Source organism: Frankia sp. R82 (assembly GCF_023716925.1).
Lineage (GTDB): Bacteria > Actinomycetota > Actinomycetes > Frankiales > Frankiaceae > Frankia.
This window is the reverse complement of the sequence record NZ_JAMQQG010000025.1, coordinates 35,630-49,139: the sequence shown is the minus strand read 5'-3', so window position 1 is coordinate 49,139 and position 13,510 is coordinate 35,630. Positions and strand designations below refer to the sequence as shown.

Annotated in this window: 10 protein-coding genes; 3 read left to right on the top strand and 7 right to left on the bottom strand. The window is 69.8% G+C overall.

All coding sequences use genetic code 11. From position 1 onward, the window contains the following. The 6 genes from ND747_RS07605 to ND747_RS07580 all read right to left on the bottom strand — a co-directional run. On the bottom strand, positions 1–233 hold a 233-nt coding region (locus ND747_RS07605), incomplete at its 3' end, for a hypothetical protein (RefSeq protein WP_251732766.1). Positions 234–359: 126 nt separating this feature from the next. Continuing rightward, positions 360–1,307, bottom strand: a complete 948-nt coding sequence (locus tag ND747_RS07600) for an oxygenase MpaB family protein (RefSeq protein WP_251732765.1) — start codon at positions 1,305–1,307, stop codon at positions 360–362. 471 nt (positions 1,308–1,778) lie between these two features. Then, on the bottom strand, positions 1,779–3,089 hold the full coding sequence (locus ND747_RS07595; protein ID WP_251732764.1) for an RNA polymerase sigma factor: 1,311 nt from the start codon (positions 3,087–3,089) through the stop codon (positions 1,779–1,781). Then, positions 3,077–3,448, bottom strand: a complete 372-nt coding sequence (locus ND747_RS07590) for a YciI family protein (RefSeq protein ID WP_251732763.1) — start codon at positions 3,446–3,448, stop codon at positions 3,077–3,079. Before ND747_RS07590 ends, ND747_RS07595 begins: the two co-directional genes overlap by 13 nt. A gap of 74 nt (positions 3,449–3,522) precedes the next feature. Next, entirely contained in the window at positions 3,523–4,791 is a 1,269-nt protein-coding gene (locus tag ND747_RS07585; RefSeq protein WP_251732762.1) for an RNA polymerase sigma factor, read from the bottom strand. Further along, entirely contained in the window at positions 4,788–5,156 is a 369-nt protein-coding gene (locus ND747_RS07580) for a YciI family protein (protein WP_374216177.1), read from the bottom strand. Before ND747_RS07580 ends, ND747_RS07585 begins: the two co-directional genes overlap by 4 nt. A gap of 182 nt (positions 5,157–5,338) precedes the next feature. Between ND747_RS07580 and ND747_RS07575 the strand changes: the two genes are divergently transcribed. The 3 genes from ND747_RS07575 (at position 5,339) to ND747_RS07565 (ending at position 12,292) form a co-directional block, all read left to right on the top strand. Continuing rightward, positions 5,339–5,983, top strand: coding sequence for a dihydrofolate reductase family protein (locus ND747_RS07575; RefSeq protein WP_251732760.1), 645 nt, complete (start codon positions 5,339–5,341; stop codon positions 5,981–5,983). A gap of 623 nt (positions 5,984–6,606) precedes the next feature. Then, complete coding sequence (locus ND747_RS07570; RefSeq protein WP_251732759.1) at positions 6,607–11,691, top strand: DUF6531 domain-containing protein; 5,085 nt, start codon at positions 6,607–6,609, stop codon at positions 11,689–11,691. Next, positions 11,672–12,292: a hypothetical protein gene (locus ND747_RS07565; protein WP_251732758.1), complete on the top strand. Its 621-nt coding sequence runs from the start codon at positions 11,672–11,674 to the stop codon at positions 12,290–12,292. Before ND747_RS07570 ends, ND747_RS07565 begins: the two co-directional genes overlap by 20 nt. Before the next feature lie 53 nt (positions 12,293–12,345). Here the strand turns inward: ND747_RS07565 and ND747_RS07560 are convergent, their stop codons facing one another. Then, positions 12,346–13,497 (bottom strand): IS630 family transposase, encoded by a 1,152-nt coding sequence (locus ND747_RS07560; protein WP_251732757.1) that lies wholly within the window; start codon positions 13,495–13,497, stop codon positions 12,346–12,348. Positions 13,498–13,510: the final 13 nt, after the last annotated feature.

Here is a 13,510-nt window from a genome sequence, read left to right as displayed (position 1 = left end):
GCATAGCCGCCTACACCGCCACACTCGACCGCGCTGACATCGTCGTCGAACCGATCTGAGACGCTCCTCGCGATCCCAAGCTGACGCTCCGTCGTTTGCGCACGGCCGAACGGCTGCCTTGATCGGCGCGGCGAGCCGGCGGCAAGACCGATGTCACGAGCAGCCTCCGCATTCGGCCCGCGGTCACTGATGATCTTCCCACGCTGCTCGAACTGCACCGACAGCTCGCTCACTTTCCGGTCGGGTCGCTACCCACCGACCCGGGCCGTCGCCGGCCCGGTCCTCGCGCGCATCCTCACCGACCCGGCCCGGCGGTTGCTCGTTGCCGAGGCCGGTGACGGGGTGTCGGCACTGCCGATCTAGTGATCATCGCTAACCTGACGCGCGGCAGCCGGCCGTGGGCGATCGTCGAAAACGTCGCCGAAATCACCGTCTTCGCCAGGCGAGCGCGCCGAGCCCGTGGGGAAGGTGCCGAGCCGGGAGACGTCATAACCCTGGGGGTAGCTGCGGAGCTCGGGGCGCTGCCGGGCGTACAGCGCCTCGGTGCGCGGCGGGAGCAGCCGGACGACCCGGCCGCGCAGCCGCACGGCTCCGGCGCACAGGCTCTGCTCGGCGCGGGAAAAGCGCGGGTAGCCGAGTGCCGCGCGCAGCGGGTCGTCCATCAGCCCCAGTGCGAGGCGCCTGACCAGGGTGGCAGGCAGGTGACGCGCGAGGGGGAAGGTCGTGAACAGGTCGAGCGCGGCGTCGCCGACGGCCCGCCCACCCGGGTGGTGCGCAAACCGTTGCACCTCGTAGCTGTCGAGGTGGGCGGCGAATTCCTGGTGGGTACGGGGCATGTCCGTGACGCCCAGGTGCCTGCCCAGTTCCCGGTAGTACTCGGCGCTGGCGGCCTTCTCCGTCTCGCTCAGTCGCCGCCAGCCGAACCGGTCGATCCAGCGGATCGGCTGGACGACGAAGGTGGACAGCACGTATACGTAGTCCGCGTTGGTGATCGGATAGGCACGGTGCATCTGGTTCATCCGGCGAATCGCTGCCCGCCCCTCGACGCTGGCGAACCCGTGCTCGAGCACCGCGTCGAGAATGAGGACGGTGTCCTCGAAGCGTTTCTGGGACCGTGCCGTGAACTCTCCGGTGCCGGCCAGCAGCCGGCCGACCGACGGCACGGCGAAGGTGCGGAAAAGCGCGAAGGACAGCGCGTTGAAGTAGTCCCACGGGAACTCGTAGGTCGAGCTGATCCGATAGATCTCGTGAAAGTCCGATGCCGGGTCGAGCTGCTCGATCCGGCGGAGCCCGTCGAACCGCTTCATCGCTCTCCCCCCGACCGGCAACGGCGGCCCCTGCCGCCGCGCGCAGTGTCCGACGCCGCTACTGTCCAACTCCGCGCACTGTAGCCGCACGGCGTCGTCGTCGCACCCTGACATCGCCTGGTGGGACCTGCGTTTCGTCGTGCGAGCGGCCAAAAATGCCCTTGGCCGCCGGTCTCGGATCCGGGCTCGTGGTAGGTCGGACACGGGTTTCGAGACCATCGCTCCGCCCCGGTCCGTGGTGAGCCCCTCCTCTTCCACTATATCAACGGCTTTGCGTGCGGCGGCTTCGCCGCGGGCGCCGATAATGACGACCGCACCGGACCGAGCCAGGGCCTTGGCCGCCGAAAATCCCAGGCCACGGTTTCCGCCGGTGGCGAGAGTAGTTTTCGACATTCTACTGCGAGCTCCTTTCTGTATGGTTCCCCTGAAGTGTGGCCGCTGCGAAAGTGGAATTCTGGCAAGATTCCGACGTCACGTTCGTGGCGTATCTGGTCGTCGAGGGGGCTGGCTGGCGCGGTCACGGCAATGTTCCAGATACCGACGTTCGGCGGTGTCGTGGGTCAGGCTGATCGCGTTTTCATAGGCCGCGACGGCCTCCTCCTTCCGTCCGAGCCGGTCCAGTAGATGCGCCCGGGTGGCTTTGGCCGGCTGAAACCGGTGGCCGTGCGGACCGGCCTCGGCCACCAGCGCGTCGAGTGCGGCCAGTCCCGCCGTGGGCCCGTCGACCTCGGCGGTGACGGCGGCGAGGGCAACACCGCTGCCGAGCGAGGGCTCGACCGTGTGCAGGATGCGGTGCAGGGTGAGCAGCGTCTGCCAGTACGTGGTGCCGCAGACGCCTCGAGCGCAGTGCATGGCCTGGATCGCGGCCTCGAGCTGGAACCGGCCCAGCTGCCCGCGCGCGTGCGCGGCCCGCAGGTGTTCGTGGGCCCGGCTGATCAGGCGCGGGTTCCACAGCGAGGGATCCTGCTCGGCGAGCGGGACGAACCGCCCGTCCACGTCAACTCGTGCCGGTGCGCGTGCCGCCGAGAGCTCGATCAGGGCGATGAGCCCACGCGCCTCGGGATCCTCGGGAACGAGTGTGGTGAGCACTTCGGCGAGGTGCAGTGCCTCCGAAGGTAATGGGCGGGCCTGTGGTCCGCTCGTCCAGTCGATGACATAGGCGCCGTAGACCGCCTCGAGGACCGACGCCATCCGCGCCAGGAGGTCCGCACGGTCCGGGATGCGGAAGGGAATGCCCGCGGCCCTGATGCGTTTCTTGGCTCGGACCAGACGCGTCGCCATCGTGGAAGGCGGCATTGAGAAGGCCCGCCCGACCTGCTCGGCGGTGAAGCCGAGCACCGTGTTGAGCATCAGGGGGGTGCGTACCGCGGGTTCGATCGCCGGGTGTGCGCACATGAGCATCAGTTCAAGCCGCCGGTCTGGGATCGCGTCGACGTCAAGGTCATCGATCTGCACCGGTGCGTCCTGGCCAACGTCGAGGGGGACGGTCCGTACCGCCCGCGCGGACTTCCACTCGTCCCGCAACCGGTTGCGGGCGACGGCCAGCAGCCACGCGTCGGGATTGTCGGGCACTCCCTGCGACGGCCACGTCCGCAGGGCCCGTTCGAAGGCGTCGGCGAGCACGTCCTGCGCCGCGGCGAGATCACGGCTGGAGGCAGCCAGCAGGGCGAGCAGCCGGCCGTAGCTGTCCCGGGCCGCGCTATCCGCGGAGCGGAACGCCGGCCCCGGCTCACCCTGACCGGGGCCGGCGGCCCGCTCATCGCCGGGCGTCAGAGCGACCATGCGCCTTGGGCGAAGGCGATCGCGGTCGGGCGCACCTCGATCACGCCCCACTGGGCACCGGGACACTTCTCGGCCCAGCCGATGGCCGCGTCCAGGTCGGGCACCTCGATCATGAAGATGCCGGCCAGGGCCTCCTTCGTCTCGGCGAAGGGTCCGTCCTGCACCCGCAGGCCGCCTTCCCTGCGGGCCACGGTCGTCGTCGCGGCGGATGGCTGGAGCACGTCGGCCGACAGCAGCACCCCGGCAGACTCCAGCGCACGGCCGTAGGCCCCGAACGCCTCCTTCGCCTCCGCGATCGCCTCCTCGCTGATCTCCCCTTCGGCGGGCTCCTGGTAGTGCATCAGCAGTGCGTAACGCATCGTCGCCTCCTGTTCCAGCGTCGCGCCCGTCGCGACACCTGCACCGAGATGACGATCGGGCGAGGCTCAGATCGTCACTCGTCACTCGTCACGTGGGAAGCAGGAAACGGCCGTTGTCGGCGACGATGGGACAGGCGGCGTAGACGTCGTCTGAGGTGGTGTTGTTCGGCGAGGCTGACGGTGGCGGCGATGGCTCGCCGGTAGGCCTCGGCCGCGTCGTCCGTCCTGCCGGCCCGCTCGAGGAGGTGGGCGCGTACCGAGTCGATGCGGACAAGACCAGGATGGTCGGCTTCCAGCACGTCGATCCGGGCGAGGGCGACCTCGATCCCGTCGATCATGGCCTGGGCGACGATGCTGTTGAGGGTGACCGTGGGATTCTGGTGGCCGGTGACGATCTCAAGCAGCCGGTAGAGCGCGAGGATCTCGTCCCAGTCGGTGGTCGCGATGTCGGGGGCTTCGGCATGCAGCGCCGCGATGCAGGCCTGGAGCAGGTAGGGGCTGGGTTCGGCACCCCGGGCGGCCTGTTCGACGAGCGTGATCCCTTCGTCGATCAGCTCCTGGTCCCACCGCGACCGATCCTGCTCGTCGAGCGATGTCAGGTGGCCGTCCTGCGCCACCCGGGCTGGGTGGCGGGCCTCGGTGAGCAGCATCAGCGCGAGAAGCCCGGCGGTCTCGGTGGACTCGGGGACGCTGCGACGAAGCAGCCGAGCCAGGCGAATCGCCTCGGCGGCGAGATCCGCGTCGCGGGGAGGCGCTCCGACGGTCGTGTGGTGCGCTTCGGTGAACATCACATAGAGCACGTCGAGTACGGCGGCGACGTCCTCGCCCGCCTGCCCGGGCGGGGGCAGCGGCCGGCCGAGCTCACCGATGCGGCGTTTGGCCCGGGTGATCCGTTGGGCGATGGTGCGCTCGGGGAGCTGGTAGACGTTGGCGATCTGGGCGGTGGTCAGCCCGGCGACCGCCCGCAGGGTCAGCGCTACCTGTCCGGAGCGGGGCAGGTCGGGGTGGCAGCACAGCTGGAGGACCAGCAGCGAGTCGTCCCGGCATACGGCCTCCGGCAGCACCGGAGCCTGCAGTGACGCGGCGCGCGCCTCACGGTGCCGGCGCCGGGCGTCACTGCGGGCGCGGTCGGCATATCGCCGGCGGGCAGTGGCGATCAGCCAGCCCAGCGGGTCGTCCGGAGGCCGCGCCGGCCACCGTTGGTACGCCTGCAGGAGCGCCTCCTGGACGGCGTCCTCGCACAGGTCGAACTGGGCGCTGCCATGGCTGCGCAGCAGCCGGGCGAGGGCCTGTCGCGCGAGGTCGCGCCACTGGCCCCCGCCGAGGGGCTCGTCTGGGATCATCCCTCGCCCAGATCGGCGAACATCACCGGCCGAAGCTCGAGCGCGAGGCCGGGAATGCCCGCATCGGGGATCTGCAGGGCCAGCTCCACCGCCCGGGCTTCGTCCTCGACGTCCAGGAGATAGAAGCCGCCCATGAACTCCTTGCTCTCGACGAACGGTCCGTCGGTCACCTCGGGCTGCCCCCCGGAGCTGCGAACGACCTTCGACTGGCTGGGATCGGCGAGGGCCTGGGTCGCGATGAACTCACCGCTCTCCTTGGTGGCGGCGATGAACGCGCCGTGTCCCTGCTGGATCTGCGCCTGCTGGTCGTCGGTGAGCTGCTCCAGCACGGCCGGGTCCACCTGCATGATGATCAGATACTTCACGGTCTCCTCCTCGGTGGAGCGGCCACCCGCGTGGCGGCTCACCAGGTGGTCGTCGCCGACATGGCTGCCGCGACACCACACAGCCGAGATTTTCCGCCGTGGTTGTCGCGCGGGGCGCGCTGGTGACGACCACCTGCCAGGCGACCGCGACAGGCGGGTGCCCATGCTCCGGGAGGCAGACCATGACGCAGCGGGTTCGGGTCCACTGCTTCAACATCACGAGGGACGGGTTCGGGGCGGGGGAGGATCAGAGCTTGGAGCGCCCGTTCGGCCGGGCGGACCCCGGTGTTCTGTTCGCCTGGGCCGGTGCGACGGCCAGCTGGGTCCGCCGCACCGACCCGGGCGGCACCCGAGGGCTCGACGACTACATCGTCCGTGACTTCACCCGCAACATCGGCGCGGAGATCATGGGGCGGAACAAGTTCGGTCCGACCCGCGGCCCCTGGCCGGACCATGAGTGGCGGGGCTGGTGGGGCGACGAGCCTCCCTTCCACACGCCGGTCTTCGTGCTCACGCATCATGTGCGGCCATCGTTCACCCTCAGCGACACGACGTTCCACTTCCTCGACACGACGCCGCACGAAGCGCTGAAGCAGGCGAAGGCCGCCGCGGCTGGCCGGGACGTGCGGATCGGCGGTGGCGTCACGACCATCCGCGAGTTCCTCGACGCGGATCTGATCGACGAGATGCACATCGCCGTTGCTCCCTGTGAACTCGGCAGTGGTGTGCGGCTCTGGGACAGCCCGGACGAGCTGACCGACCGATTCCACCTGGAGCGCGTGCCAAGGCCGAGCGGTGTCGTACACCATTTCCTCTGGCGGCGATAGGCACTGGCGACGGGCTCGACCCGGCGGACCTGGCGGACCTGGCGGCGGCGGACCTAACGGCTGGTGTTCCTCGACGTAGTGGAACACCAGGTTCGGTGCGAGCAGCAGTTCTCCGCTGGCGGCGACCACGCCGATCTCGGCGCTGTGCTCGGGCACCAGCCAGCCGACCGTGAGCGCCGGAGTTCCGGGTGGCGGCCAGCCATCGATCCTGGACGTCACTTCGAGATACGGGTGTAGCGGGATCCTGCTGGTATGGCATCGGACGGCCCTTCGTGTTCCGAAACAGAGACCACAAAGATCGGGGGTGGGTTGGGAGAAAAACCTACATGCCGCCGTGGGGAGGTTGGGTTTTCTCCCCGGGCGGGGATTTGGCTGAGTCGATGGATTTCAACCTGGCTGGGGATACGCCGCTGGCGGCGCGGGTGTCACGTGGCGCTTTCCGGCCGCCCTGGCGGGTGTCGTTTGTGTGCTGCGAAGCAGCGGGCTGGTTCGGGTGCCGATGTGAGGACGACGTGTGACGCGTGTTCCTCCGGAGGGTTTCTGCTCACTCCTGGCGGGCGGTGTATATGCGGGCATATAGTCGGATGCTCGGTCCGGTCGGGAGAGGCGGAAGGACGGCCGCGATGGCGACAAGCTCCGCAGATCCCGATGACCTGGATCGTTTCGTGACGGATGCCCATGCGGCCCGGGAGGGTCTGTTCCTCCAGGTGCTGGGGGTGCGTGCGTATTACGACGACGTGGTGGCGCGGCTGGGACCGCAGTACGGTCTGTCGCATCCTGACCTGTGGGCGAAGGTGGGTAGGCATCTGACCGATGCCGGCGCCCTGGAGGATTTCGTGGGCGCGGTCCGGGACGCCTTTGTGGCGGCGGACCGCGGGTCGGGGACAGGCCAGGTGACGGTGAGCGACAGCCGTATCGCCTGGTATCTGGAGCAGGCCGGGATCACGGCCTTACCAGCCGAAACGCTGACGGTGGACGCGCCGCACACGTGGGGCCGGGTGCCGGACAGCGGATTCGTGAATGATCCGGTGTGCACCGCGAACGGGAACTTCGTGACGCAGGAGTGTGACCTGCCACTGCCGGGCCGGGCGGCGGTGGCAGGGTGGCAGCGGACGTACAACTCCCGGGCCGCCGGCCGGCCCGGTGCGCTGGGCCGCGGCTGGTCCTGCTGGGCGGACGCGGCGCTGGACCTGGGCGACGATCTGGCGGCTGGTCCAGTCGGCGCGGCCCCTGCGGCCGGTCGGGTTGGTGTGTCCGGCCCGGCCGAGCTGCTGGGCTGGCGGGGGCTGGACGGTGCCGAGGCGCTGGTGGCGTGGCCCCGGGCGGACGCGCCGACGGTCATGTCGGGCCTCGGCGGGATGCTCCACCTCGACGGGGACGGCTTCCGATTCACCCGGGGGCGGGACGAGAGCTGGTGGTACGACGGGTCGGGCCGGCCGGTGCGGGTGCGCAGCGGCCCGTCGGAGATCGTCCTGGCCTGGGCGGACGGCCGGCTGGAGCGGGTCGGGTATCCGCGGTCGGGGCGGTTCCTGCAGGTGGGGTGGGACGACGCCGGGGAGCTGATAACGGCCGTCCGGGCGAGCGACGGCCGGGTGGTGCGCTATTCCTATGACAATGGCATGCTGGTGGCCGTCGAGGGCGGCCCGCACGGTGCACAGCGGTATCGTCATGAGGGCGAACTGCTGGCGGAGGCTTTTGACGCCGACGGCGTGCGGCTTTTCCACAACACCTATGACGGCGCTGGCCGGGTGCTGATCCAGGCCACACCGGAGGGCAGAGTCGCCCGATTCGATTACCCCGGCGGGTACCGGACGCTGGTCACTGACAGCTCCGACGGCCCGGGCAGCGCGGGCGGCGGTGCCATCAACGAATACCGGCATGACGCGGCCGGCCGGCTGGTGTGTGTGGTCGACGACGCCGACCGCGCCTTTCACCGCGTTTTCGACGAGGCCGGCCGGCTGCGCGGCGTTCGGGAGCGATCCGGGGCGTCCTGGTCGATGGACTACGACGACACCGGGAACCTGACCCGCCGGACCGGGCCGAACGGGAGCATCGAGCAGTGGGTTTGGGATTCTGCCGGCCGGCTGGGCACCCATACCGGTCCGGACGGCTCCCGCACCCGTTGGCTGTATGCCGGCGCGGCCCGGACGCCGGTGGAAATCGTGGACGCGGTGGGCGCCGTCACCCGGATTACGGTGACCGACGATGACCTGCCCTCCTGCATCGTTGATCCGGACGGAGTCTCCACTCATCTGCGCTGGGACGGCGACGGCCAGTTGGTCGAGACGCGCGTGGCCGGTGGGGGGCGGGTGCGGCTGCGGTACGACGCTGCCGGCCGGCTGGTCGGCATGGTCGGCGCGGACGGCGGGTCGTGGCGCTGGGAGTGCGACGAGGCGGGCCGGGTGGTGGCGCAGGAGGCCCCCGACGGCACACGCAGCCGTTTCACCCACACCCCGGCCGGTCGTCGCGACGGCTACCTCGACCCGGCCGGCGGCTGGTGGCGTTCCCGCTACGGCCCGCACGGGCTGGTCGAGCAGGTCACCGACCCCACCGGCTCGTCCGTCGGCTTCGGCTATGACCTCTTCGGCAACACCACGTCGATCATGGCGCCGGACGGGCAGGTGTTCGCCTTCGAGTACGACGGCCTGAGCCGGCTGACAGCGCTCCGGGACCCGGCCGGCTCGACCTGCCGGCGTGACTACGACCCGGACGGCCGGCTGACCGTCGAGGCCGACGCGGACGGACGCGAGTGGCGCCACGGCTATGACGTGACGGGCCAACCGACCGAGCTCACCGGCCCGGACGGGCGGGTCTGGCGCCGTGGCTACGACCCCGTCGGCCGGCTCGTCAGCGAGACCGAGCCTGACGGGGCGACCGTCCGCCACGAGTACGACCCGGCCGGCCGCCGCACCGCGGTCATCGACGCGGCCGGCCGGCGCAGCACCGCGCAATGGACACCGGGTGGCCGCCTCGCCGCGCAGGTCACACCGTCCGGCCGGCGCACCAGCCACGGCTACGACTCCGCCGGACGCCTCGTCCAGACGGTCTCCCCAGCCGGGGGGATCACCCGCTACCAGCACGACCCCGCCGGCCGGCCGACCACGCTGGCCACGGCGGCGGGCCGGCGGACGCGCTGGGAATACGACGCCCGGGGCGACGTCCGGGCGATCACTGACCCGGACGGTGGCCGCACCGAGATAGTCCGCAACCACCTGGGGCTGCCGACCACGGTCACCGGCCCCGACGGCGCGGTGCACGCCTACACCTATGACGCACGCGGCGGGATGGTCTGCGCGGTGGACCCGCTGGGCGCGGTCACCCGCTACGGTTACGACGTCCGCGGCCAGCTGCGGGAGTGGACCGACCCGGCTGGCGGCCGGCACGAGCTGGGCTACGACGCCGTCGGCTGGCTGACCGGCCACACCGACCCGCTCGGCCGCACCACCAGCGTCACCCACACCCGCAGCGGCCTGGTCGACACCGTTCGCCACGCCGACGGGACTGGTCTGCGCTGGTGGCATGACATCGCCGGTCGCCCCACCGGCGTCGGCCTTCCCGACGAACCCGAGCCTCGCCTCCACTACAGCTACGACGAGGCTGACCGCCTCACCCGCGCCCACCAGACCTACGCGGTCCCAGCAACCCACGCGATCCCCACCACCGACCGCCCGATCGCCACCACCTACGGTGCCACCAGCGACTTCGCGGACCGCGGCGTCGCCTTGACCTATGACGTGGCGGGCCGGCTGCTGACCCGGAGCACGGCGGCTGGCCGGCTGGAATGGACCTACGATCCAGACGGCCGCTGCCTGACGGTCGGCCAGCCGGGGCGGCCGCCGATCCGCCACGACCACGACGCCGACGGCCACCTGAGCGCCGTCGAGCATCCGCTGTTGGGCCGCCGCGCCATCCTGCGCGATGCCGACGGCCGGCCGCTGCACGCCGGCCGCATCGTCGAACGCGATCCCGCCGGCCGGACAACCCGGCTCGTCGACCAGGGCCGGGAGATGCGTTTCGCCTACGACGCCGCCGGCCAGCTCGTCACCGCCGACGGCCCGTGGGGACGCCAGACCCTGACCTGGGACGCCGCCGGCCGCCTACGAACCGAAACCCACCGCACCGCGGCAACGGCCGCCAGCGCCGGCACCATCGACCACTGGACCTACGACGCCGCCGGCCAGCTCGTGGAACACCAACGCGACACCGCCGGCCCGCCCGTCGCCGCCCCGCCCGTCGCCGCCGGCCCGTCCACCCGGGCCGGACAGCCCGCGACCCAGACCAGCCGCACCCTTTTCAGCTACGACGCCGCTGGCCGCCGCACCACCGTCACCGGTCCGACCGGCACCCGAACCTACGCCTGGGACGCCTTCGGCCGGATCAGCGCAGTCCAGACGAGCGGTCCTTCCGGAACGGACCAGACGATCAACTGGGTGTTGGACGCCCTTGGTGACCCCCTCCAGATCGACGGCACATCGCTGCTGTGGGACCCGGTCACCTGGCCCGGCACCGTCCACTCCCTCGGCACCACCACCTACAGCCACACCGACGACGCCATCGGTGTCCTGCCCGCCTCCTCGTCCCCGCCAACAGGCCCGCCCAGCTGGTACGCCACCGACTGGCAGCACTCCCTCGGCGGTGCCCCCGGAGTCCCCGGCGCCTACGACCCGTGGGGCAGCCCGATCCCCGCCGGCCCGACCGACCCGCCGGCGAATCGACTGATCGGCCTTGGATACCGCGGTGAGCTGACCGTCGACGGCCTGGTCTGGCAGCGCGAGCGCCTCCTGGACCCGGCCACCCGTTCGTTCCTGAGCCCCGACCCGCTCGAGCACGTCCCCGGCATGCCCGGCGCGGGAAACCCCTACCACTACGCCTGGAACGACCCGGTCGGCCGCCTCGACCCCACCGGTCTCAAACCCATCAGCGACGATGCCTACGACGCCTACCGATCCCAGCAGACCAGGAACACCTTCGGCCGTGCCTGGCACACGATCGAACACGACCCCTGGGGCACCCTCGCCGCCGCTGGTGTCATCGCCGTCGGCGTCGGTCTGTGCTTCACACCCCTGGCTCCCCTCGCCGCCGCCGGCAGCGGCATCCTGTTCGGCGCTGGTATCAGCGCCGGCATCGGGCTGGCCACCGGTTCCTTCGATCCCCGGGACGTGGCCATCAGCGGCGCCGCCGGCGGAGTCGGAGCGGGCCTGGGTAACTATCGCGCCGTGTCGGTCATGACACCGAGGCTGTTCGCTCCGGCGACCACGGCGGGCGCAGCGACCGGCGGCATCGGTGATCTCACCGACCAGGAACTCACCAACCCCGGCCACCTCGACGTCGAACGCCTCGTCCAGAACACCGCCACCGGTGGTTTTCTCGGCGGTGCCAGCCGCTTTGTGTCCGGCCGGAACATCGCCGCCCGTACTATGCCGGTGATCGGGCGTCTACCCGACACCGCGGTCGCGCAACGATGGCCCGACCATGAGGTACTGGCCCTAAGACCGTGGTTGACCGGACCGTGGAGCGAGAAGATAAACGATCGCTGGATCAACGGAATTGTCCGGGAAAAGCGCACTGTCTACCTTGGCTCGGAACCCGATATGAAAGATGTTTTCATACCGCGGGTTGGAGAAAGTGTGTTGAGGGTAGAAGTGAGAGCTTTGCTGCAGGCGGGATACAAGCGCGTGGGTGATCTTTATGTTCCACCTGGAGGATGATGTGGCCGACCGGAAAAACTACGATTTCCACTCGCTGAACGCTCCTTATGAAATTGCACTGGAAGAAATTGACACTCCGCAGCTTGTCGAACTTCCACAGGACGGCGAAATCCTTTCTTTGTTGCGCGCAGTAGATTCGCGGCACGAGCTTGCCGATATGCACAATCTCCTCGATAAGGGCGAAGCGGGGCAGTTGGGAAGTTTTGGCTCTCGCACGACCATGACGGCGATTCGAAAGCAAGATCCAGAGCTCTTGAGATGGGGCCTTGTGGCCTTTCTGATCTGGATTCCTCACAGTGACGATTTTCGTGATGATCTACCAATCATGGCACTTTTTGGGCACAGTGCCAAGAAGCTCGGGCTGAGTCCGTGGCGCGAGTTTCGCCGAGCGGCGAAGCGTGTCCCGGTGGCACGGAGCTGGGTGCGCGGCTGGCTGCTGCGGCTTCCTTGGGAGAGAAGCCTCAAGGCTTGGCGGTACGCCGAGTCGGCCGACGACGGCGGTTTCCGTTACCAGCAAACAGGTATTGGGCCAATGCCACCTGAGTTGAGAGCCATGCTCGAGGAGGAAGAAGAGCGAAAGAGAAAAAGGCGTCAGCCATGAGCTCTGACCGGCACTGTCACCGGCAGTGGTCGCGACCGTTAATTCGTCGGGGGTTATGCGGCCTGCGGGCGTGGAGCGTGCCGGTCGTGGTTCCTGATGCGGGTCAGCAGCTGGTTGAGGTCGGTGCGGGTGAACCTCCAGTCGAAGGGCCTGGCAGCGGCGTTGTAGTGCTTCTCGAAGGCGAGGATCTGGGCGGCGAGCTCGTCCAGGCCCTCGAAGTCGTCGGGGGTGAGCAACTTGCGCTGGAGGACGGAGAAGTAGACCTCGACCTGGTTGAGCCAGGAGGCGTGAACGGGTAGATGGACCATCTGCGCGTTGGGGTAGGCGCTGTGCAGGCGGTCGGCGGCGGCCCAGTTGCGGTGCGAGGCTCCGTTGTCCACAACCCAGAACACGCGTCTGGCTGAGGCGTACGGCTCGACGCTCATGACCTGGTCCACAAGCGCGGTGAACGGCTTGATCCCGGTCGACGGCTCGCACCGGCCAATCACCCTCGCGTGGTGGACATCGTAGGCGGCCAGGTAGGCCAGGGTGCCGTGCCGGTGGTATTCGCTCTCGGTCCGCATCGCTCGGCCGGGGCCAGGTGGGAGCGGCAGGTGGAGGCGCATCCGGGCCTGGACGCCGGGTTTCTCGTCGGCGCTGAGGACGTACTCGTCCTGGTCGAGTGGCTGTCCTTCCCATTCCCGCTGGTAGAGATCCAGCACGCGCCCGGCCTTCACGGCGAACTGCGGGTCGCGGGGGAAGATCCACGACCGGTGCTGCCAGGGCTTCAGGGCATCATCGGCGAGCCAGCGCCGCACGGTGGACGCCGACGGCGCGGGGGTGATGCCGCTGGCTGCCGTGTGGCGGGCCAGCTCGGGGCAGGTCCAGCGGGTCAGCGGTGCCCCGCTCGCGGAAGGCATCTCATATGCCAGGGCCTTGACCCCGGCCACCACACGGGCGGGGAACACCCGCGGCCTGCCGGGACGCGGCGCGTCGGCCAGGCCGTCTACGCCCTGCTCGCAGTACCGGCGCCGCCACTTGCGGACGGTGTCCTCGCCGATGCCCAGCCGCTGCGCGATCCTGCAGTTCGCGAACCCGTCCGCGGCGAGAAGCACGACTCGCGCCCGCACCACAAGACGGAACGGCGCCGTTGCCCGGCGCGACAAGGACTCCAGCTCAGCGCGCTGCGCATCGCCAAGGCAGATGACATAGGGACTGGGCGGCATACGCTCCATGATC